Origin of the sequence: Flagellimonas aequoris, assembly GCF_003584165.1 — a bacterium.
Taxonomy (GTDB): domain Bacteria; phylum Bacteroidota; class Bacteroidia; order Flavobacteriales; family Flavobacteriaceae; genus Flagellimonas; species Flagellimonas aequoris.
This window is the reverse complement of sequence record NZ_QXFJ01000017.1, coordinates 54,411-75,038: the sequence shown is the minus strand read 5'-3', so window position 1 is coordinate 75,038 and position 20,628 is coordinate 54,411. Positions and strand designations below refer to the sequence as shown.

Annotated in this window: 15 protein-coding genes; 12 read left to right on the top strand and 3 right to left on the bottom strand. The window is 40.8% G+C overall.

Annotated features, from left to right (window positions below):
* The first annotated feature begins 125 nt into the window (after positions 1–125).
* The 12 genes from D2U88_RS07275 to D2U88_RS07220 all read left to right on the top strand — a co-directional run bounded on the left by D2U88_RS07275 (position 126) and on the right by D2U88_RS07220 (position 16,832).
* On the top strand, positions 126–3,395 hold the full coding sequence (locus D2U88_RS07275) for a SusC/RagA family TonB-linked outer membrane protein (protein ID WP_220473490.1): 3,270 nt from the start codon (positions 126–128) through the stop codon (positions 3,393–3,395).
* A gap of 10 nt (positions 3,396–3,405) precedes the next feature.
* Positions 3,406–4,857: a SusD/RagB family nutrient-binding outer membrane lipoprotein gene (locus D2U88_RS07270; protein WP_119639727.1), complete on the top strand. Its 1,452-nt coding sequence runs from the start codon at positions 3,406–3,408 to the stop codon at positions 4,855–4,857.
* A 504-nt stretch (positions 4,858–5,361) separates the two neighbouring features.
* Positions 5,362–6,117 (top strand): sensor histidine kinase, encoded by a 756-nt coding sequence (locus D2U88_RS07265; RefSeq protein WP_182859121.1) that lies wholly within the window; start codon positions 5,362–5,364, stop codon positions 6,115–6,117.
* Positions 6,114–6,860 carry a LytR/AlgR family response regulator transcription factor gene (locus D2U88_RS07260; protein ID WP_119639725.1) on the top strand — a complete coding sequence of 249 codons (747 nt, stop codon included), beginning with the start codon at positions 6,114–6,116 and terminating at the stop codon, positions 6,858–6,860. The genes D2U88_RS07265 and D2U88_RS07260 overlap by 4 nt, the downstream gene beginning before the upstream one ends.
* Before the next feature lie 186 nt (positions 6,861–7,046).
* Positions 7,047–7,586 (top strand): RNA polymerase sigma factor, encoded by a 540-nt coding sequence (locus D2U88_RS07255; protein ID WP_119639724.1) that lies wholly within the window; start codon positions 7,047–7,049, stop codon positions 7,584–7,586.
* Entirely contained in the window at positions 7,586–8,128 is a 543-nt protein-coding gene (locus tag D2U88_RS07250) for a hypothetical protein (RefSeq protein WP_119639723.1), read from the top strand. Before D2U88_RS07255 ends, D2U88_RS07250 begins: the two co-directional genes overlap by 1 nt.
* Positions 8,109–9,206 carry a hypothetical protein gene (locus tag D2U88_RS07245; protein WP_147378552.1) on the top strand — a complete coding sequence of 366 codons (1,098 nt, stop codon included), beginning with the start codon at positions 8,109–8,111 and terminating at the stop codon, positions 9,204–9,206. Before D2U88_RS07250 ends, D2U88_RS07245 begins: the two co-directional genes overlap by 20 nt.
* Positions 9,207–9,277: 71 nt before the next feature.
* Complete coding sequence (locus tag D2U88_RS07240) at positions 9,278–9,943, top strand: hypothetical protein (RefSeq protein WP_147378551.1); 666 nt, start codon at positions 9,278–9,280, stop codon at positions 9,941–9,943.
* Between the two features lie 216 nt (positions 9,944–10,159).
* Positions 10,160–10,681: a hypothetical protein gene (locus D2U88_RS07235; RefSeq protein WP_147378550.1), complete on the top strand. Its 522-nt coding sequence runs from the start codon at positions 10,160–10,162 to the stop codon at positions 10,679–10,681.
* A 6-nt stretch (positions 10,682–10,687) separates the two neighbouring features.
* Positions 10,688–11,749 (top strand): alpha/beta fold hydrolase, encoded by a 1,062-nt coding sequence (locus D2U88_RS07230; RefSeq protein ID WP_119639719.1) that lies wholly within the window; start codon positions 10,688–10,690, stop codon positions 11,747–11,749.
* A gap of 308 nt (positions 11,750–12,057) precedes the next feature.
* Entirely contained in the window at positions 12,058–15,174 is a 3,117-nt protein-coding gene (locus tag D2U88_RS07225; protein WP_119639718.1) for a SusC/RagA family TonB-linked outer membrane protein, read from the top strand.
* An 11-nt stretch (positions 15,175–15,185) separates the two neighbouring features.
* Positions 15,186–16,832: a RagB/SusD family nutrient uptake outer membrane protein gene (locus D2U88_RS07220; protein WP_119639717.1), complete on the top strand. Its 1,647-nt coding sequence runs from the start codon at positions 15,186–15,188 to the stop codon at positions 16,830–16,832.
* Between the two features lie 109 nt (positions 16,833–16,941).
* Here D2U88_RS07220 and D2U88_RS07215 read toward each other — a convergent pair whose 3' ends face one another.
* The 3 genes from D2U88_RS07215 to D2U88_RS07205 form a co-directional block, all read right to left on the bottom strand.
* The gene (locus D2U88_RS07215) at positions 16,942–17,715 is read right to left on the bottom strand and encodes a LytR/AlgR family response regulator transcription factor (protein WP_119639716.1); all 774 of its coding nucleotides are present in this window, start codon (positions 17,713–17,715) and stop codon (positions 16,942–16,944) included.
* A gap of 672 nt (positions 17,716–18,387) precedes the next feature.
* Positions 18,388–19,395 carry a sterol desaturase family protein gene (locus tag D2U88_RS07210; RefSeq protein WP_119639715.1) on the bottom strand — a complete coding sequence of 336 codons (1,008 nt, stop codon included), beginning with the start codon at positions 19,393–19,395 and terminating at the stop codon, positions 18,388–18,390.
* Positions 19,396–19,607: 212 nt separating this feature from the next.
* On the bottom strand, positions 19,608–20,471 hold the full coding sequence (locus tag D2U88_RS07205) for an NHL repeat-containing protein (protein WP_235855747.1): 864 nt from the start codon (positions 20,469–20,471) through the stop codon (positions 19,608–19,610).
* Positions 20,472–20,628: the final 157 nt, after the last annotated feature.

The following is a 20,628-nucleotide window of genomic DNA, read 5'->3' as shown; positions in this document are numbered from 1 at the left end:
ATGCATGAAGAGGTGTTTTATAATTGAGTTTTTTGGGGCATTCACCCAAGTAAAATGATGTATTCCAAAGTCCTTTGGGACTTGGGTAGAAAAAAGAATACTAACGAAAAATAAACTCAGACTAAATGAAATTCAAAAATTTCAGAAATGCCTTGTTGCTATTTATGTTGGCCATTGGAATGGCCCGCGGGCAACAGAAAACGGTATCAGGTAATGTTACGGATCAAAGCGGAGCCCCTTTACCCGGGGTCTCAATCGTTTTGGTTGGGACCACTGTGGGAACCCAATCGGATTTTGATGGAAACTTTTCAATTCAAGCCAGTACGGGCCAGGAACTTAGGTTCAGCTATATTGGCTTTGCGACCAAGAGTCTCAAAGTTGGGAACTCGAACATCATCGATGTTGTCCTCAGTGAGTCCAATGAGCAATTGGATGAAGTAGTGGTCACCGCATTGGGGATTTCCAGGGAAAAGAAATCCTTGGGGTATGCCACCACCGAACTCGAGGGGGATCAGGTCAATGTGCCCGGAGAGAATAATGTCATCAACTCGTTATCGGGTAAGGCAGCCGGTGTGAACATTACAAGAAACAACAATCTTGGGGGGTCCACCAATGTGATCATTCGTGGGGTGACATCCATCAATGGGGATAACCAAGCCTTATTTGTGGTGGATGGTGTGCCCATAAACAACCAACCCGGTAATTTGGATGTGACCTATGGGAATGGAAACAACGATGTTGGTGGAGGTAGAGGAGGATATGATTACGGCAATCCGGTATCGGATATCGACCCATCCACCATTGAATCGGTAAATATTTTAAAAGGTGCGGCCGCAACCGCTTTATATGGATCGAGAGCTGCCAATGGGGCCATCATTATTACCACAAAACGTGGGCAAGAGGGTGAAAATCTTGGTATTACCGTGAATTCAGGAATTACCGTGAGCCGTATGGACAAAAGTACTTTTATGAAGTACCAAAAGGAATATGGACAAGGGTATTTCGGGGATTTGACTACGGAGTCAGGCTCTTTTATAGGCGGTTTTCGAACCACCTTGGACCTTGATGGCGACGGGACCATAGACCCCTTGCCACGATACAATGATGATGCTTCTTTTGGACCAAGGTTCGATCCAAATCTGAATGTTTTCCATTGGAATGCCTTGGTGGAAGAATTGCCCACCTATCTACAAAAAGCACCTTGGGTGGCTGCTGAGAACGATCCATCCACATTCTTTAGAACTGCCTTTAGTTACAACAATTCCATATCCCTTGCTGGAAGCAATGAAAAAAGTGATTTCAGAACTACTTATTCCAATAGCATTCAACATGGAATAGTGCCCAATAGTGAGGTGGTCAGGAACAACCTTAGTGCAAACATGGGATATAAGCTTTCGGACCAAATAAAGGTCACTGTCAATGCCAATTATACCAATACCCGTGGAAAGGGAAGAAACGGAACAGGCTATGATGGTGCCAATGCTAGGAACTTAATGACAAGTTTTAGGCAATGGTATGCCGTAAATGTGGATTTTGAGGATTTACGTCGCGCCTATGAACAAACAGGCAGGAACATTACCTGGAACTGGAAAACGCCGGATGCGCAACAACCTGAATACTGGGACAATCCCTATTGGACCATTGACAAGAACATTCAAGAAGATCAGAGAAATCGAATTTTTGGAAATGTGGGACTGGAATATGGAATCAATGATTGGTTATCCGCAAATTTTAGGGTTTCCGTTGATCATTTCAGCGAACTTAGGGAACAGCGCATTGCTTTAGGTAGTGTTGGGACCCCTAGTTTTTCAAGCTTTAATAGGAGGTTTAGTGAATTGAACTATGATGCGACCTTAAATTACAACAAGACCTTTAACGACATCTTCAGCGTAACAGGTTTATTGGGGATGAATATCAGAAGGACAAGCACGGAAATATTATATGCGGAGACCAATGGGGGATTGATATTGCCTGGCGTTTTTGCAATTTCAAATTCTTTGAACCCCCCAAATCCGCCATCTGAGGATTTTAGCAAGATAGGGGTCGATGGTGTTTTTGGATCTTTGTCATTGGGCTATAAGAACTTCCTTTATCTGGACGTGACCGCTAGACAGGATAAGGCATCCACACTTCCGGTTGACAATAACAGCTTTTTCTATCCTTCCGTGTCCACCTCTTTTGTTTTTTCCAATGTGATGGAGTCAAATTGGTTGAATTTTGGTAAACTGAGATTGAACTATGCAGAGGTAGGGAATTTTGGAACCCCTCAAAGTTTGGTGAGTCCCGTTTTGCTCAACAATGATGGTTCGTTTGCAGGAACGAATTTGGCTTCGGTCAGCTCGACCTTGAGAAACCCGAATCTAAAGCCTGAAAAGACACGAAGCATTGAAGCGGGGCTTGAAGCTACCTTCTTTAAGAATAGATTGGGATTTGACTTTGCTGCTTACAAGACCAATTCCATTGATCAAATCATTGATGTGGCTGTTTCCACTGCAACTGGGTATAGCAGAAAATATGTGAATTCAGGGGAAATAGAAAACAAAGGATTGGAGGTGTCCATCCACGGTACACCGATTCGTACCAATAATTTTGAATGGAACGTAAGGGCCAACTGGTCAAAGAACCAAAGTAAGGTGCTTTCCCTGTTTGATGGAGTGGATAATTTTGAAGTACAATCCTTTCAATCCGGTATTACATTTAACGCCACAGTGGGACGTCCCTATGGTACCTTAAGGGGGTCCAATTTTGTATATGTCGATGGAAAACCTGTGGTAGATCAAGATACGGGGGCCTATTTACATTCCGATACCAATGAAGAAATTGGTGATACCAACCCGAATTGGATAGGTGGGCTTTACAACAGTTTTAGATACAAGAACTTCTCCTTTAATTTCTTAATAGACGTAAGAAGTGGTGGGGATGTGTATTCGTTGGATACGTATTATGGCTTTGGAAGTGGTATCTATCCGGAAACGGTCGGAACCAATTCCTTGGGCAACCCGATCCGTAACCATTTGGAAGATGGGGGAGGATATGTGTTTCCCGGGGTTGCTCCGGATGGTAGCCCTAACACAAAGTTGGCAGATGTCAGCGATGCAGTTTATTCGGGAGGTTTGTTCGGTGACTTGCCACAGGCCTACCATGTCGAAGATGGTTCTTTTGTAAAGCTAAGGGAAGTTGCTTTGACCTATAACCTGCCAAATAAATTGGCGGGCAAATTAGGAGTGCAGGGAGCTTCCATAGCCTTGACCGGTTCAAATCTTTGGATCATACATAAGAATATGAAATACAGTGACCCAGAAGCTGGGTTTAGTGCGGGAAATGCCCAAGGAGTACAGATAGGTGCTTATCCGACGGCAAAGAATTATGGTTTGAATGTAAAATTGGAATTTTAAGAAAACAAGAATGAAAAAATATATCATTACAGGATTGATAGGACTTGTCCTTTGTTCTTCATGCTCCAAGGATGAGAAATTATCTGAATTGAACAATGACCCGAAGAACCCAACGGCCAATGTACCGGATGAGCTCTTCTTTTCGAATGCACAACGCAATTTGGTGGACATAAATTCCTCCATTAGTATCAACAACAATATATTTCGATTTTTGACCCAATATGTGTCATCCCCAATTTATACACAACAGAGTCAGTATAATTTTCAGAGTCGAACTATTCCCAGTAATTATTGGAGAACCTTGTATCGGGATGTGTTGATAGATTTTGAAACTGCAAAACAGGAGCTTGAAGCTCCTGGTGCTTATGTTTCTCCCACAGAATTGAAAATCAAGGACAACAGATGGGCGATCATTGAATTGTTGGAGTCCTATACTATAGGGCAATTGGTGGATGCTTTTGGGGATGTGCCCTACAGTGAGGCACTTGATGGTGAAAATCTTACGCCCAAATATGACGATGCTTCAACAATTTATATGGACCTGGTGTCGAGGATTGATAATGCATTGTCAGCACTGGATTCCGGTTATGATAGTTTTGGAGGCGCTGACTTGATTTATGGTGGCGATACCGGTAAATGGATCAAGTTCGGTAACTCTTTGAAGTTTAAACTGGCCATGACCTTGTCCGATGTGGATGAATCCATGGCCAAGACCTTGGCGGAAGAAGCTTCCAGTTTTGTTTTTCAAAGTAACGAAGACAATGCGGTGCTCTTATACGCTGACGCTCCACCGGCAAACAACCCACTGTGGAACGATTTGGTGTTGAGTGGAAGAAGTGATTATTTCATGGCCAATACCATTGTAGATGCGTTGAATGATTTGGAAGACCCACGAAGGGATATCTTCTTTTCAAACGCTATTGATGGAGAATTTGTGGGTGGCGAATATGGTGCTGGAGGTGATTTTGATACCACTTCGCATTTCGGAGACCTTTTCTCTGAACCAGATCTTCCCGGGAATATCATGGACTATTCAGAAATTATGTTCCTAATGGCAGATGCGGCTGCTCGAGGGTTTAATGTAGGGGGTACACCCGATGCATTTTATAATGAGGCCATAAGGGCATCCTTTACCTATTGGGGACTCACAGATGAGGAAGCAGCTTTGTATTTGGCTAAGCCTGAAGTGGCCTATGCCACCGCCGAAGGTGATTTTAAACAGAAAATAGGCACCCAAATGTGGATTGCACTCTTTAATAGGGGGCAAGAGAGTTGGTTGCAGTGGAGAAGGTTTGATTATCCTGTTCTAAATGAGGCACCACAACTTACCTTGGATGATATTCCGGTTCGATTGACCTATCCCATCGATGAACAGAATAGGAACAATGCCAATAGGGAAGCTGCTGCCAGTGCGATAGGAGGAGATCAGCTAGGCACGAAGTTGTTCTGGGATTTGTATTAGATAGTTAGTTAGCATTTTTTGATTGAGTTGGTAAAGGGGCAGTCCATGAATTGGTACTGCCCCTTTTAAAGTCATTGCATAGCTAAAAGCTTCTCGAAATGTTGGCCTTATTGGCCTTTTATCTATTGAACATGTTGATAAATCAAGGTGGGTTCAACTTTCTAAACATCTTTTGAATTCATAATTCAGGAGGAGTTGAACTCTTAAACCATTTAATCTTGCTTAAAAGAAAAATATATGAATCGAATAAAATGGATTGTCATCCTATGGCTGTTTTTGGGCGTGCTGACTTTGTCCCAGTTACTGCTGACCAAAATGATATATCCCGATACTTTGACTAGTGCCCAAGTGTACCTTTATCCATTGGGGAGCTTCATTACAGGGATTCTCATGCTTTTTACTTTTTTGATTCCGGTATTTGATTATTCAATTAGGTTTCGTCCACAAATAAGGATTCCTCTTTTAGTTGTTCATGGAATTTTATATGTATCAATTTATCTACTGTTGATCTTTTTATTTGACTCCTTATTGGTGGAACGGACATTCCTTAATTATGGAACCCGCTTAAAGGATTTTGCTTTGGTAAGTTTCAACAACATCCTGAAAAATTATTTGTTCCAAGTGGCAATTCTTTATGTGTATGAATTTATCAGGAACCTGAAACGTGAGGTGATTCGAAAAAGGGACTTGGAAACCAGACTTGGCATCTCAAAACTTCAGTTGCTGAAATATCAATTACAGCCCCATTTTTTGTTCAATTCCCTCAACAGTGTTGTGTCCATAATGGATGATGATCGGGGAAAGGCCCAGGACATGCTCATCAACCTCAGTGATTTTCTGCGAATGACACTGAGGGCGGACTTTGGAAAGTTGGTGCCCTTGCCCCAAGAACTGGATAATCTACAAAAATATATGGGCATCGAAAAAATTAGGTTTGAGGATCAATTGGATTTTGTCCTGAAAATGGATGATAGGGCCAATGATCTTTTGGTGCCGGTCATGATCCTTCAGCCCATTGTGGAGAATGCTATTAAACATGGGTTTAAAGGGATGACTGGAAAATTGACCATTACCGTCGAAGTGGAGTCAAGCAACAAGAAAATATTGATTCGAAACAATGGTGCCAAACTGAGTGCCATCCGTGAAAATTTTGGGCTTACCAATGTAAAAAAGCGCCTTAGGCATTATAGGCCGGAGCGTTGTTCCTTTAGGATATACCAAGAGGAAGGATGGGTGGTCAATGAACTCTTGTTACCATGACAAAATATGCAGTGGTGGTTGTGGATGATGAGGGGCCCTCTTTAAGAAGAGTGGTCAAAATGATCAATGAACATCCCATGTTGGAATTGATGGGGACTTCTATGAGCATGAAAGGGGCCATACAGACCGTAAATGAGATCAAACCTGATATTCTGTTGATAGATATTCAATTGAAGGATGGGGATGCCTTCGGTGTGATCAAAGGCATAAAGGGGCATTTTTTCGGTAGTATCATATTCATTACTGCATACGATCATTTTGCGCTCAAGGCCTTTGATGTTGGAGTTATGGATTACCTGTTGAAACCCTTTAACGCGGAACGCTTCAATAAAGCACTGACCAAGGCGACCTCAATGGACGAGGAGAGATATCATCAAATTTTAGACTCCTACAACCCATCCAGGTTCACTGAGCCCGATATTTTGATTGTTCCCGAAGGGGTCAAAAAATACTTTTTAAAACGGGATACTATTCAGTATATCTGTTCAGAAGGGTACTATGCCAATTTTATCATGGAGGGGGAAAAGAAGGTTTTGCGCATTTCATTGAAAAAACTTGAAAAAGTCCTGCCCGACAATTTTATCAGAATAAATAAATCAACCATACTCAATTATCATAACATCAAAGAGTTGGTCAATAATATCAGCCTGACCAAAATTATCATGAAGGATGGGAATGAGTTCCATGTTTCGGATGGGTATAAGGAGGCCTTCGAAAAAGCATGTGATCACTTCATGAGATGACCTATGGAATCTGGTTTTTCACTATGGGTATCCCATGTGTTGGGTAAATCAAACTCCTACAATCCGTATTTGATACATCTGCTAAAGATGAATATTTCCAAAAAAAATAGGAGCATGCAACCATGGCTTGACAATCTTGTCTTTAAGGTTATGCGCATCGGAAAAATAATGTCCTTATAGCAAACCATGGATGAAAATATCCGATTTACGCACAGGCACCTTGTTGAAAGGTGCAAACATGGGGATCGAAAATCCCAAAAGGAATTGTTTGAATTATATGTGGATGCCATGTATAATATCGCATTGCGAATGATGGATTCCAAGGAAGAAGCGGAAGATATGGTACAAGAGGGTTTTACGGATGCCTTCAGGTACCTGCCCTCCTTTAAATACGAAAGTAGTTTTGGTGCGTGGTTAAAGCGAATTGTAATCAATAAATGTATCAATCAACTCAAAACTAAAAAGATCAAGTGGGTTTCCTATGCCGAAATCCCTGGGCATTATGCCGAAAAGGAGGAGGAAATGGTTGATTTGGTGGATATTGCCAAGGTGGTAAAAGGGATTTCAATGCTTCCCAATGGGTATAGGCAAATATTTTCCTTGTACCTGATCGAGGGATATGACCACGATGAGATTTCGGAGATTTTGGGTATTTCGACCTCGACATCCAAATCCCAATACCATAGGGCAAAAAAAAGTCTGATGAAAATAATAAAGCAAATCTAATGGACCGTTTTGAACAACATATTAGGAAACACACGGAATTGTTCGAAACCCATCGAGCCGATAGGGATAAGCTATGGAACGCTATTTCCCAAGAATTGGACAATGACAAGAATGTTAGGATGATGTTCCCCAAATGGTCCTTCGGTTGGCGTATAGCGGCTAGTTTGTTGGTACTTGTGGGATGTTCAGTTTTTTTTGTTCTCCATAATGGTTTTGGGGAAGTTCCAAATGACCTTGAGTCTAGTGAGTTGCGTGAGATAGATGGGTACTATCAGGGACTGGTCGATTACCAAACCCATTTGATAATGGAGCATCAAGGGCTATCCAAAACCATCAAAGATGAATTTCTAAAATCGTTGGAAGTATTGGATGATGAATATGAAAAGCTTCGGGCCGAGCTACAAATCAATCTGGATAATCAACGGGTCATTGCTGCAATCATACAGCTTTATAAAAAGAAAATTGAACTCATGGAGAAGTTGTTGGATCAAATGGAGGAACAAGATCAAAAACTTAAGAAAGATGAAGGTTATGTACTTTAGATTGCTTTGTGTGGTCATGCTGCTTGTGACCACCAATTTGGTGAAAGGCCAAGAAAAGGCCTATCGTCGCGACAATAGTTTGCACAAAATAAAGGGCACAGGTACTTTGACCCTCAAAAACAGTTATGGTGATATCAAGTTGGTGGGATGGGAGAAGGATGAGGTGTTCATTACTATGGCTGTTACCGTCACAGACAAGACAAAAAAGGATGCCAATCTCCTTATGGATCGAATTCGTTTGGATGTTGATGGGCAAAATGCCAATCAAATCAATGTTTCGACGGTGATTGAGGAACTTGGTGATAGCTTTTTCAGCAAGTATTTTGGGTTGGGAAAGTCAGTTAATAATGGTTCGGGTAAAATAAATATCGATTTGAACGTGATGTTGCCCAAGGGTTTGACCTTATCTGTTCAAAATAGGTTTGGGGATTTGATGGTGGAAGATTGGAAGGGACACCTGAACGTTAAAATGGAACACGGTAGTATTTGGGTCAATTCGGACTTGGATTATGCCAATATTGATCTGAAGTATGGGAAACTAAAGGCTCAGTATATAGGTCTTGCAGACCTGATGATAGAGCATGGTTCCATCCAACTTAACAATTCAGATTTGGTCAAGCTAAATTCAACAGGTTCTACTATTGAAATTAAGGAGTCAAAGGAAATTCATGTGGTCTCCAATAAGGATGAATTGTTTTTGGACCATGTAAAGGAATTGAATGGAACCCTAAAATTCACGGATATCGAAATTCGGCAATTAGACTTTAGGATGGATGTGTCATTGCAGGTAAGTGATTTGGAGTTATTCGAAGTTCTGGATACGACCGCGACTCTTCGATTATGGGAAGAATCCTCCGAAATAATAATACACTCCAAGGAATTTGATTACCGGTTTGAAGCCACACTGGAAGAGGGCGTGGTGAGAATACCTAAATCATTTGGGAATGTAAAGTCTACCATTGAGGGTCGGTCTGGACCCCGCCGCCAGCGTAGGATTATAGCGATGTCCGGAGGAAAAGGTCTTGGTACAATCAGAGTGGAGGGCAAGAAGGGAATCGTAAAGCTTTTGGAAGACTAATTTTCCAGTGATGCAACCTTCGGATCAGACTTTTGTCCTTAGAAGTAAATAATCATTTAAATCTATTATCAATGAAAAAACGAACAGGAATAGCTGTCATGGCTATGGTAGTTTCTTGTCTTATGGTTCATGGGCAGGAGGCTCAAACCACAGAGTTTTTGGAGTTTAACGACAGGAACAATATTGTCCATGGGGTCTATTTGGGAATCAATGGGGGTTTTGGCAAACTAAATAATGAAAATGCCTATTTGGGAGGGTTGAAATTGGCCTATGTGGCCAATCGAAAATTGGAAATAGGACTGGGGGCCATCTTTCTATTTTCAGAGCAAACCTTGTATGCTACCGCTTTATCGGACAATAACGATCTGATTGGGGTATATGGAGGACTTCATGTGGAACCCATCCTCTTTGGAGGTTCAAATATCAATGTTTCCTTTCCGATTCTCTTAGGAGGTGGAACCTTTGGATTTGTTGATAATTTCTATACCGAACAAGGAACTGATCGACATCGCAATCAAGACGATTTTGATGAAGTGTTCCTTGTTGAACCCGGCATCAGCCTGTTATTCAATATATCAAGGTATTTGCAACTGGAAACCGGGGTCAAATATCGGTTTACCAGTGCGATTGATTTAAGGAATGCTTCCTTGAGTAACATCAATGGATTTTCAATTGGGTTGGGAATCAAAATAGGTGTTTTTAACCTAGGTTCAAATCGTTATAAAAAGAGCATATAGGGTATGGAAGTCAAGAATAAAAAGCGGTTAACGATGCTTGATGCCATTCAAGTTTACCATGAGGGAAACCAAGTATATGTTAAGATAAGTGACAAGGGTGTTTCGACAACTGAAAGTTGGGTTCCGGTCAAATTTCAATGGAAGGTATGTGGTACTGCTAAGTTTTTCGTTATGTTGATGGTGATGTTCACGTCGATTGGTTGCTTTTCCCAAAATATGATGCCCAAATCCATATCCGTTTCATACTTAGGGGAGATGGTGACCCATCCGGGTTTAAAACTAACATTTGATTACCCATTGACCGAATGGGAAAAATCCAAATCTGGAAGAAGGGGTGGTGAGCGACGCATTGAAAAATCAATTGAACTCTCACCGACCGTGGGGTTTTACTATCATCGGAGATATCAATCAGGGGTGATGGCTATTCCTGAACTGAAGTTCAAAAGACAAAATCCAAAAGGAAATTATTTTGAAATAGGGGCAGGGTTGGGATACTTGAGGACTATTGTACCCAATACATATGAGGTGGATGCGACAGGCGAAGTATCGAAGACCCATGCAGGGCATAACTATTGGGCAAAAAATTTATTTGTCACTTTTGGTAGGGAATTGAAATCACATAGAGGATGGCCAATGGGAATTTTTGTCAAGCCCCAATTCCTTTATGCCACACCAAACTTTCCAAAAGGGGTAGGATACTTCATGCTTGAACTGGGAATCAACGTAAAATTAAAATAGACTATTATGGACTTAAAACGATATATGACCCTATTGCTGCTTACCATGCTTATGGGATCTTGTGAAAAGTTTGAATTGGATACGGAGGCTGATACGTTCTTCCATGTTAAAATTGTAGGAACCGAATTGCCGGTGCTGGTCAGGGGCAATACCAGTTCCAAGAAATTCATCATCTATATAAATGGAGGTCCCGGGGCGACTAGCTTGGACGTGGCAAGGGCAGACCTGTTCCATTGGTCCGATGGTTTGGAGGAAAATTTTGCCATGGTATATTATGACCAAAGAGGTTGCGGAAATGCACAAGGCAATTTTGATGAGAGCACCTTGACCGTTGCACAATATGTACGGGATCTGGATGCCATAGTAACGGTCTTACAGGATAAGTATGACAATCCCAGTATTTATTTGATGGGAGCGAGTTTTGGGGGCTATATTGGGGCCAAGTATTTGATGGATGATAATTTAGAGTCGAAAATCGATGGGTGGATTTCCGTGGATGGTGCCTATAACTTTGATTATGATTTGAGTTGGCAATACCGAAGGACCTTTATGGTGAATATTGCCCTGGAAGAATTGGGGAAAGGGAATAGGCTTGAACACTGGACAAGCGCTTTGGAATGGGCCGATGCCAACCCGGTAATTACAACAAGGGAGCAAAAGAACCAATTAAGGGAATTTATTGGATGGCCCGGTCAGATCATTATCCCGGAAGAAGAATCCAGTATTTCCATTAAACAGTATTTGGGGATAGGGTTTGCTTCTTCCTATAATCCGTTTCCAGCTTTTTTGTCTACAAATCTTGAAATTGTCAATCATAAATTGAATGCTGATGCAGAAGGGGATAACCTCATAAGTGAAGTTTCCAATATAACCTTACCTTCCTTGCTTATCTGGGGTAGATATGATGATTTGATCGTACCTGAAGAAGGTAGGGCTGTTTTTGACAATTTTGGTACCCCGGTTGGGGATAAATTCTTTGAACTCTTGCCAAATTCCAGCCATGAACCCTACATAAGCGATCCTACGAATTTCAAGAATCTAATCATTGATTTTGTTCAATCATATTAAAATGTGAATGACATATCCCATTTCATGCTACACCATCCTGTCTAATTTATTTTGGATATCATGGGAATGTAGGGATGCCCATTACAATGAAAGCTGAAGACCTTTCATAGTTTAAACCCACAACTATATGTTGTGGGTTTTTTTGTTGTAAATCAATGTTTTATTGGTTTTTCTGACACGGTTCTTGGTTGTTCAGTTCAATTAACAGTTAGTTCAGATCATAAACAAGGTCATTGATTAATAAGAGTGAAAAGATTGTTTGGTGAACGGATATTTTTATGACTTCATTAACTCAAAACTAACTCTATATGTTTAGAAACATGATTATTTGTGTAGGGCTTTTGCTGTGTGCATTCCAGTCCTATGCGCAACAAAAAACGGTATCCGGACAAGTGACTGATGGTTCGGGTCAACCGCTGCCGGGAGTTTCGGTACTAGTAGTGGGTACGACCACGGGAACCCAAACAGATTTTGATGGGAATTACACTATTGGTGTTGCACAGGGTGGTGTGCTTCGGTTTAGTTACATCGGGCAAAAGACCGTGGAAAGAACAGTAGGTACCTCCAATACCATCGATGTCCAAATGGAGGAGGATGCCCAAGCTCTTGATGAGGTAATTGTTACCGCTTATGGAACAAGTACAAAGGAGGCTTTTACCGGTTCTGCAAGTATCGTAGGTGCAGAAGATTTAGCCATTAGGAACGTAACATCCCCCGTGGCTGCACTGGAAGGTAAGGCGACAGGGGTGCAGTTCATCTCATCGCGTGGACCGGGTTCTTCACCTGGCATTGTGATTAGGGGGGTTGGAACACTAAATGGGGATACCAACCCTTTATTTATTGTCGATGGTGTACAGTATGAAGGCTCACTGAATACCATCAATCAAGAAGATATTGCATCCTTCACTATTTTAAAGGATGCAGCTTCAACTTCACTTTATGGTTCAAGGGCGGCAAACGGTGTCGTGATCATCACCACCAAGAGTGGTAGAAAGGAAGGGGTTCAGGTAAATGCTTCCATGCAATATGGATTGGTTTCCACGGCTATTCCATTTTACCCGGAAGTGACACCAGGTCAATACTACGAGACCATGTGGGAGGCTTTGAAGAATTCCAGTGCAGGAGGAGGGGATCCCGCCTTTGCTTCAGCAAATATTAACAACGCTTTGGGATATAATCCATTTGATGTGCCCAATGACCAAATTGTGGGAACAGATGGCAGATTAAACTCAAATGCCAATGTGATTTATCAAAGCCTTGATTGGTATGATGTAATGTCAAGAACCGGAGTGAGACAAAATTATAATGTCAACGTTTCCGGAGGTGGTGACGATCATAAGGTGTTTTTCTCGGCTTCCTATTTGGACGAGGAAAGTTTTGTCATCAAATCAAAATTTGATCGTATCACGACGAGATTGAATGCGGAGTTTGATGTCAATGACAATCTTACCCTTGGAGGGAGTGCCAATATTGCTATTACCGAAGCTACTGCTCCAAGTTCCGCAGGTACAAATAGTATTGTAAATCCCTTTGGATTTGCAAAGAATATCGGTTCCATATACCCCGTATATGTGAACGATTTGCAAGGGAATATTGTGACGGATATATCTGGAAACCCTGTTTTCGATAATGGGGAAGGGTTCCCAGATTATAATATCGGATCGAGACCTGTCAACCAAGGGCGTCATGCGTTGCAGGAGCTTTTACTAAATGATGAGCGCAATAGGAACAATACCTATGGGTTTAGGTTCTTTGCTGAATTGGACATTTTTGATGGACTGAGCGCACGGGTCAACTATGGTAGGGATATCAATGAAGGTTTGAACAAAGAGTATGAAAATGCAACTATTGGTGACGCACAGCCTACCGGACGCTATAGGGAGACAAGATCTAGAAGACAGGTAGAAAATTTCAATCAAATTTTGACCTATGTCAAAAGCTTTGGAAACCATAATTTCGATATTACCGCGGGACATGAAAGCTTTGATCGGACATTTAGCAGTAATAATGGAATGGCCACCGTACAAGCGGCCAATGGTATCTATGAGTTCGATAACTTTTCCAATATTGTTAACCTGGGAGGTTCCTCAACAAGGAAAAGTATCGAAGGGTATTTCTCAAGGTTGAATTATAATTTTGATAATAAATACTACATAAGCGGTTCCGTTAGACGTGATGGTTCATCGGTCTTCAATAAAGATACCCGATGGGGAACGTTTTATTCCATTGGTGCAAGTTGGAGAATCGATCAAGAAAAGTTCTTGGAAAATTCATCGGTTATCAACCGTTTGAAGCTAAGGGCATCCTATGGGGAAGTAGGGAACGATGATCTTGGCGATTACTTTATATCCCAAGCAAGATTCTCAATTACGGCAAATGCTGCCGCACCTGCTATCATCTACACGGATATAGGAAATTCCGATTTGCAATGGGAGACCATTGAAAATTTTGATTTGGCCTTGGAATTTTCCTTGTTCGACAATTTCTTGGAAGGTTCAGTGGAATACTATAAGAAAAATTCCTCAGACCTATTATATCTTCTTCCTATTGCTCCTAGTAATGGTTTGAATGAGGTGCCTACAAACGTTGGTGATATGTACAATTCGGGATGGGAGTTGGCATTGACCACACATCTTATCAATAAAAATGATTTCAAGTGGGATTTGGCATTACAGGCCTCCACTTTTAAAAATGAGATTACGAGCCTGCCAGATCCATTTATAGAAGGACAGCAACGATGGGAAGAGGGACGCTCACTCTTTGATTTTTATATTCTTAGGACCGCTGGTGTTGATCCAGATACAGGAGATCAGTTGTTCTTGCAATATGAATTGGACGAAGAAGGCAATAGTGTGCCGGTTTTGGATGCCAATGGTGAGATTGCCACAACAAATGATTGGCAGGCAACCGAACGTGCCTATACAGGTGACAGTTCGATTCCTGACCTTTTGGGGTCTATTTCCAATAGCATCAGTTACAAAGGCTTTTCCTTGGATGTTTTGGTTAATTATGGTCTAGGGGGTAAATTTTTGGACTTGGGATATGCGGCCATGATGCATAGTGGAACCTTTGGAAGATCACTTCACCCAGATATCTTGAAGGCATGGAGTCAACCAGGTGACATTACTGATGTTCCTAGAATGGAAGCGGGTAATCCCAATATTGTTAGAGCTGCATCTGAACGGTTCTTGACAGATGCCTCATTCTGGGCAATCAAGAATATTAATCTTGGCTACACCTTTGATCGTAAAATCGCACAACAACTGGGACTAGATCAACTTAGGGTTTCCGTTACTGGCGAAAACCTGTATTTGAGAAGTAATCGTAAAGGATTGAACCCACAATTCAATCTTTCGGGAACACCAAGTGGTAATGACTTTAATCCTGCAAAGATTATCTCGGTTGGGTTGAACGTAACATTTTAAAAAAAGAAAAGATGAAGTATAGAAAAATAAATATAATGGTTTTGGCAATCCTCGGAATTGTCATGACTTCTTGTGATGAGGATTTTTTGGAGACCAAGCCAACTGATGCGATTTCTGCATCCGATGCCTTGGCCAATGAAGAAAATATGCAACTGGTATTAAATGGACTGCATCGTGGTTTGTACTCCCAGTCCCAAACCATATTCCCTGGAGGAGCAAGTGAAAGAGCGAATAACCATTTTTGGGTACCCATGGGGGATAATATCAGTGGAGACCTTATACATTCCGCAAATGCCAATAATTTAGGTTGGCGTGATGTCATGCAATGGAACGAGCACACGATTCCTACGTCATTTACAAGTGAAATATTGTGGTATCATCGGTACAATATTATTGCAGGTGCCAACCTTTTGATCAATAAAGGTACAGATGGTTCATTGGTGGATTCTCCAATGCTGAATGAGATATTGGGGCAGGCATATACCTATAGGGCCTATGCATATCTTTCCTTGGTACAGCATTATGCCAAGGGATACTTGATTGGGAACCCTTCATCCGATCCCGGAGTTCCCTTGTTATTTTCATCCGAATCACCTTTCACCAGTGCTCCAAGGTCAACGGTACAGGAAATTTATGATCAAATCCAATCCGATTTGAATTCAGCTATTGCGGCCTTTGAAAATGGTACAGGAAGACCCAATGGAGGACCAGAGGTAAAGTCCCAATTGAGCATTGATGTCGCTTATGGACTTTTGGCCCGTACGGCTTTGTCCAAAGGAGATTGGCAGACTGCGGCAGACGCTGCAATAATGGCACGACAAAATTTTCCTTTGATGAATGAGGATGATTGGTTGTCCGGGTTTAATACCAATAACCTTTCTGAAGTGATTTGGGGAAGCAATGTGCTTCCTGCTGAAACCACATTTTTTAGGTCCTATTTCTATTTGGCCAGCAATACATTTAATGGGAGCCAGATTAGAAACAATCCTAAGATTGCGGATAGAAGGTTGGTCGATGCCATTCCGGATTCGGATTACAGAAAGAAAGTATTCATCATAGATGCACCTAATACCAATAGTTCAGCAGCAAATGGTCAAGGAGGATTCGGTAATGATCCGAACTATACAGATCAGGACGCTTTCAATGCAAGGAGAGCTGAAATCAACGCGGCGTACGGTATAAATACCACCTATAACTTGCATCCCTATATGCATTTTAAGCTAAAGAATGCAATACCAGCGGATATTGCACCGGATGATGTTATCTATATGAGAACATCTGAAATGTATTTGATCGAGGCAGAGGCCAAGGCTATGATGAACGATATCCCCGGTGCCCAGGAAGCATTGAGACCGTTGGGTGAAGAAAGAGACAGTGCATATGACGTAACCATATTCAATACACAGGAATCCATGATGGAACACATTAAGTTCCAAAGACGATTGGAATTGTGGGGAGAAGGTTTCGGTTATACCGATCACATCCGATGGGATGAGGGCATCGATCATGCTGCCAATGGTGGTTCAGGTGCTTCCGCTGTGCTTTACCAAGGAGCATTTCAAGTAGAAAGACCATCCCTAAATGATGATTGGATTTTTAAAATCCCACAGTCTGAAATTGATGCGAATCCAAATTTGACTCCAGCAGATCAAAATTAGGGTTCTCAAGTTTAGTTAATGCAAAAAGCCCTCCAGAAAGTGGAGGGCTTTTTATTGCTTATTGAACTATTTCAAGTTCATAGTAATTCGAGTCCTTCGAATAGGTATGCTAGATGCCCATTTTATCCATAAAATCCTTTCGGTAACTTTTACTTACCCTAAAGATCTTGGAATCAAACATTTTTACATTTAAATCTCCATAAGAGGTGGTTGTTACTTCTGTAATAAAATCGGTATTGACGATAAATGATCGGTGAATCCTCACAAATTTTGCGCTATTTAATTTTAATATCAGATTGGCCAAGGATTCTCTTAGTAACTGTTTCTTTTCGGTGGTATGGATTTCGGAGTAATAACCAGATGCAATGATATATTTGATGTCCTTCCCATAGACGAAAGTGATTTTTGTCCCAGTTTTAATTGGAATCCTATCATCTTGGGGTATTGTATGGGATTGTAAATCTGGAAAATGGGCCAGCAACTTATTGAGGTTGTTCTGTATCACATCTTTGTTTTGTGATTTAACAAGGGTAAGGGCTTTCTTCATGGCCTCAAAAAAACGTTCATCATTGAATGGTTTTTGTAAATAATCCACCGCACTTATTTCAAAGGCTTTAATGGCAAATTCATCAAAGGCTGTAGCAAACACGATATGGGGAGGATTTTTTAGATGGACCCTATCCAAAACTTGAAAGCTGTTCATGTCCCGTAGTTGAATGTCAAGTATGACAATGTCAGGGGTGTTTTCAGAAAGCTTTTTAATCGCACTGGAACCGTTGGCACTATCGGTTATCTTCGTGACTTCGGGAATCTCGTTCAAAAGTTTTCGTACCCGGTTTCTAGCAATTTTTTCGTCGTCAACAATTAGGACATGTATATTCATTCTTATAAATTTCCAATTGTAGCTACTTATGTGCAATGTAATCTTTTTAGCTCCTATTTTAAAAATAAGCTACCTGTTACAATTGATTTGTTTCAATTCGAAATTCAGATAAAGAAGCCAATTTGAAGTCCTGATTTTCTAATTATGGATTCTTTTTCAACTTTTTTGTATTTTAAACAATTAAATAGAGGTCAAATTATATCCTCAAAAGCTCTTTTTTGTTTTTTTTGTGCAAATAGGTGTGCAAGCTTCAAAAGATGTTGTAAGTAATTAATATGCAGTGTGTTGTATTTCCTATATTAGGTCTGCCACCCCGACTAGCCTAGAAATAGGCAACAATAAAGCACTGTTAATCGTATGATTTTCAGTGCTTTTCATTTTTTATGCATTCATCTGATATCAAATAAAACCATTAAAAAGAAGGGCTAGAACTTCTTGAGTGGTTAAATGGCATTCACCATTATTGGAAGTCCTCTATTTGCCCGGCTCAGTACATTAGTTAGTTGACTTTGATTTCGGGTAATCGTAGATTTCACATTGTGACCTGTCTTTATTGTTTTTGTCCATGTTTGCTAAGATTCACTGGAAGAGTACAATTAAGTATTCGTAGTCTTAGAAGACCTACTCGGACATTGTCATCTACTTACCTGATAATTTAGACCGAGAATGTGCCTATTTTATTTGTTCTACAACATTGTAGTTTTTATTTAAAAATGCTGTCCTTATTACCTTGGATGTTTTATGATTTCCCGTATGGCTCCACCCCGGGGGCATAACAATGTACAATAGCTTGTCCTTTATTCTTGGGGCTTTCATAATATCCTTGAAAAGGGCAATGAACTCTCCAAAATAAACGTTCAGAAAGTTTCCCGAATCCATTTCCCTGGTAATCCCATATTCTATTTTAATCTCTTCTTTTTCTTCTTGGTATGTGCCAAAAACACGATCCCAAATATTCAGGAGATTGCAAAAGTTAGTATCCATGTACAAAGGGTTTTTGGCATGGTGTACACGATGGTGGGATGGAGTAAGCATAAAGTTGTTCAAGGGCCCGAATCTGGCATCCTTAATCATATTTTCACCCACATGGATAAAGGCACCATATGTTCCGTCAACAAACATAATCAAAAACAAAAGCTCTGGTTGTACACCCAATAGGATGCAGACAGTGGTCCTGATGGTATCGGCATAGGGGGCCTCCAAAAAGAAATGGGCATAGGTTACGGAAAGGTTCATGTTTTCGGCGGCATGGTGGGTGGAATGAAGGCACCAGAGAAGCCGTACCTTATGCCCCCAGTAATGGTATAGAAAATGTGCAAATTCCCAAATGATATAGCCGTAAATGAACCAATACCAGGTCATTTTGGTCTGAAAAGGGGCATATTTTTGAAATAGCCCAATACATAGTGTTACCATGGCAATGGCTATGAACCTACCAACAAATCTGTTGAACAGATAAATCAAGAAGTTGACCTTGTAGACCTTGGTATCCGGCTTTTTGTAGATAAGCCCCAGAATAAATTCCAGTATTAATAATAAGGGGATGATGGGATAAATAAGTGAGACTATGCCGTCAAAGGTTTTAAAGGCACTATAATTTCCTTCCTGTAAAATTTCCCAAGCTTTTGAAATTCCTAAAAAGCCAATGATTTCGTTGTAAATAGTATCAATTATCTCCATTGTCAAAAACGTAATAATTTAAAAATAGTTCAAAGGGATTTTATTTTGGTGGGTAATTATCAATTTGGCGAATATCAAAGGTTAAAATATCTACTTCCCAACCATACAAATATGTACCCTCTTCTTGAACCCGATGCACAAAATGGGCCTAGCTTTTCCCTACAAAATATAATGTTTTGCATCTCACCCACGACAATTTAAAATTTTAAAACTTAGTGTAGCCGCTCAAGCTTATATGGATAGGTCCTTCCTGACATCCATTGTGGGACATAAATATTCTCATCATCATCAATACAAACATCATGAGGGTTCAAGAATGAAAAATCATCATAATCAGGTGCTTTCAATAATCCATTCTCATAAATTGGATCGGACGCTCCTGGCAAGGACACCACCTTGTTGTCCTTATCCAAGACGGCAACACAGCCGTCATATGCTCCCCAAGTTTTTGTAACCAGAACGGCAAAATATAGATGCTCACCTTTAATAACGGGTCTACATATCCAACAACCGGGCAGAGGAATAGTCTCTATGTGATGTCCATCTAGTGAAAACCTCTTGAATTCTTGTTTGGATCTTGAGGTAATCAATAAGGTAGGATTTTCTTTGTCCCTATTATCCAGTGTTATGCCATGGGAGCAGTCGAAATTGTCTTTTCCATCACCTTTTCCTCCCCAAAACCGAATGAACTCTCCTTTAGCGTTGTACTGCATGATATAATCAAGGCCATAACCATCTGATACATAAATGTCACCATTTGGGCCAATGGCAGTTTCTGTTGGAAGGTATTTGTCGGGAGAATCATATTTGCCCGTTTCCTTGGGATAATCAAGTTCCAAAAGAATATTCCCTTTTATGTCCGTTTTAAACACCTTATGATCAGTAGTGGTGGCAATGTAGAGGAATTCTTCACCACCTTCTTCTGAAATGGTTAGCCCGTGGGCTCCTTTGAGACCAAGGGTCCATGTTTCCAATACCTTGCCGGATCTATCATATATGATCATGTTGTTCTTCGGATGGTTGGTAAGCAGCAAAAGACGACCGGCTTTGTCCTGAACCATCTCATGACAATCCATAACGGGGTATTTATCTAGGTCCTGTATGCCCCATTCTTTGTTGATACGATACTTAAAATCACCATGACCTATAATTTTACCATGGTTTGAAAATGGATTTTCATTCCCATTTGTCTTATTTCCAAAGGAACTTCCAAGAATAGGGGATATCACAGTT